Here is a 2,736-nt window from a genome sequence, read left to right on the forward strand (position 1 = left end):
CGCCACATCAGCGCCCACCCAAACCTCAAGGAACTGCCTGAAGCCCGGAGAGAACTCAATCGCCATGTCTGGTCTTTCCTATGCCGAAAATACTGTCGCTGCCGATGACCGCACAATGCGCCGCCAGGTGCACTGGCGACACAATGAGCCCGCCCAGACGTTGGGTCGCCGCCGGCGGCCATGCTCGACCAGCACGTTGTGCCAGCCCGGACGACCACGTGCGTGAAATCGGCCAGCCAGTCCCGGTGTCCTACGGCACGCTGCGCGCGGCCAACCCGACCGCGTCCCGGTTCCTCCTTTGCAAGTCGGCGGTTCAGCACACCGGAGGCAAGGTCCGCGCCTGCCTTCGCGCATACGGGTGCGGCGGCCAACTCCTCGTATTCTACGCGTCCCTGGCATGCCGCCTGCCGCCCCGCACCGACAACTTCCCTTCCATTGAGGGGCCTTGTTGCCCAATTGGTCTCATGAACCGTTCCAGGTTCGGTAGAGATAAGCGCAGAGTGCCTGCTGGCGGTTGTGGAAGATTTCCAGGTACTCGAAGAGCGCAGTGAGCAGCTCCAGACGCGTCCGCCACCGTCTGCGGTTGAGAAGTTCGACTTGGACCCGAGCCCAGAAGGACTCCATCATCGCGTTGTCCACGTAGTCCCCGATGGAGCCCATCGGGAGCAGCAGGCCGGAGGCCTTCGCGCGCTGGGTGAACGCCCAGGACTCGAACTGGGCGAGCTCAACTTCGATGCAACACCGACCTGTTGAAGCGAGCAAAGTTGATCACCGGGGAAGTCTACCTTCAGCCGAGGCGTGATCCGCTCTGGGCTCCATGCCGTCGACCACCGTCGGTCTCGGCGATGGGGCTTGTTCAACCCCTTCCACGGCGGTGTCCTGGGGCCCGGGACGATCGTGCCGTCATACCTACGGACGTTCCCAGCGAGCCGGTCCTGCACGTACTCACGCAGCCGCTGGTTGCCCACCAGCTTCGCCGTCTTCGGACGCTTTGCGGCCTGCTGCGCCTTCCACTGCGCCACCACGGCGCGGTAGACCGGCTTGCCGCCCCTGCTCGCAGCGTTTCGGCGCAGTTCACGAGAGACGGTCCCGGGGTCGCGGCCGATCGCGAGAGCGATCTCGCGCACGCCCTTGTCCTGGGCCTTGAGCAGCGCGATCTCCTCACGCTCGACGAACGACAGGTACCGGCCGGTGGGCTCGTCCAGGCTCAGCGGCGTCACCCCGCCAGCGTGTCGAAACCATCGGATCCCGACCGGTGCCGACACGCCCACCCCTTCGGCGGCCTGGACCGTTGTGCCCCGGACGCGATCAGGCGCCAGAACTCCCGTTGCACAGCGCGCGACGGCTCCGGGCGGCCGGGCGAGCGCATCGGCGCCCGCATCGCCCGATCCGCGGCCCACTGCCGTCGCGCCCCCGCCGGCGCCTGCGGCATCGGCTTCCTCGGTCGTCCCATCCAACACCTCCGTGATCAAGGTGTTGCGACGACCAGTTGAATCCGCCCTGCACTCCGTGATCGGAGTGGATGATGATGCCGCCCGGCCGCGGGGAGCGGTTGCCGATGGCCATGGCGAGGGCGTTGGTGGTCAGCGCCGCGGTGGGTGAGACGTCGATCGACCAACCGACCACGCGTCGGGAGAAGGTGTCCAGGACGACCGCGCAGTAGACCTTGCCCTCGAAGGTGGGGTGCTCGGTGATGTCGGTGACCCATAGCTGGTCCCGGGCGTGCCGGGTGAAGTTCCGTTCCACCAGGTCGGCGGCCGAGGGGGTGACGTGTTTTGGCGCGCGGGCGTCGGTTGCCGGGCAGGCCGTGCAGGCCGGCGCGTTGCATCAGCGGTTCCACGGTGCCGTGGCTGACGTGGATGCTCAGGCCCAGGCGGAGTTCGGCGTGGACCCGGCGCGTGCCGTGGGTGCCGCGGGAGGCGGCGTGGATGCCCATGATGGCCTCGGTCAGCCAGGCGTGCTTGACCAGGCGGTTCGGCGGTGGACGGTCCCGCCAGGCGTAGTACCCGGACTCGGCGACGCACCCGGCAGGCCGGCTGCACCGGCAGGTGCTCGCGGGCCATCACGCGGATGGCTTCGAACCGCCTTCGGCTGGCGGGAGAAGGGCGCGGTGGAGCAGAACCGAAGCTGAGCAACTGAATCGAGCGTTCGCGCCAGTTGTGACCCGGGTGCGGATAACGGAAGCGCGTGAACCCGCCCGCTCCCGCTCCCGGCCGACGCAGTGCGGTCGTGGCCATCGACACCACTGTTGTCCCACCCTCGCCCATGCTGATCGTCGTCGTCATCGACACCGCGTCAGTCGGCTTCTCAGCCTGGCCCCTGTTCCTGAAGGCCACCAGGCCCCCGCGGGTGCCCTGCCACGCACCCTGCCGGGGATGACTTCTCACCTTGAAGTCCACGGAAACTGTTCAGTACCGATCCCCTGCGCCTGAACCGCATCGGACGACGGAAGCTGAGCAACGGAGACAGACTTCCCGGCCCTACTCACTCCGCGAGTGACGCACACCGATGAACCCGGCACGCGACATGGCCGTTTCACTTATTGCGGACAGTGCGACTCTCGGCCACGGCCCATCTCCGCCGCGCAACCGTCCCTCACCTCGCCCATGGCCAAAGCCCCTCCCCTCCGTAAAGTGAACGGATCCGTGAACCCGACCTCATCTCCTCGCACCGTCCTCGTCACCGGTGTCGGTGCCACCACGCCGTTGGGCGCGGACACCGCCACGACCTGGGAGG

At 67.6% G+C, this 2,736-nt stretch carries 2 protein-coding genes and 2 pseudogenes; all 4 read right to left on the reverse strand.

What is annotated here, in order from left to right:
- Nucleotides 1–462: 462 nt before the first annotated feature.
- A complete protein-coding gene (locus ACI2L1_RS45050; protein WP_404745285.1) occupies nucleotides 463–762 on the reverse strand; it encodes a hypothetical protein in 300 nt (99 codons plus the stop codon).
- Nucleotides 763–787: 25 nt separating this feature from the next.
- Nucleotides 788–1,381: pseudogene (locus ACI2L1_RS45055) on the reverse strand (transposase); the annotation flags it as partial.
- Entirely contained in the window at nucleotides 1,309–1,746 is a 438-nt protein-coding gene (locus tag ACI2L1_RS45060) for a DDE-type integrase/transposase/recombinase (RefSeq protein ID WP_404745284.1), read from the reverse strand. The pseudogene ACI2L1_RS45055 and the gene ACI2L1_RS45060, both read right to left, overlap by 73 nt.
- A 64-nt stretch (nucleotides 1,747–1,810) precedes the next feature.
- A pseudogene (locus tag ACI2L1_RS45065) lies at nucleotides 1,811–1,969 on the reverse strand (transposase); the annotation flags it as partial.
- Between the last annotated feature and the right edge of the window lie 767 nt (nucleotides 1,970–2,736).

The sequence above is a fragment of the Streptomyces sp. NPDC019531 genome (assembly GCF_044903305.1).
GTDB lineage: Bacteria > Actinomycetota > Actinomycetes > Streptomycetales > Streptomycetaceae > Streptomyces.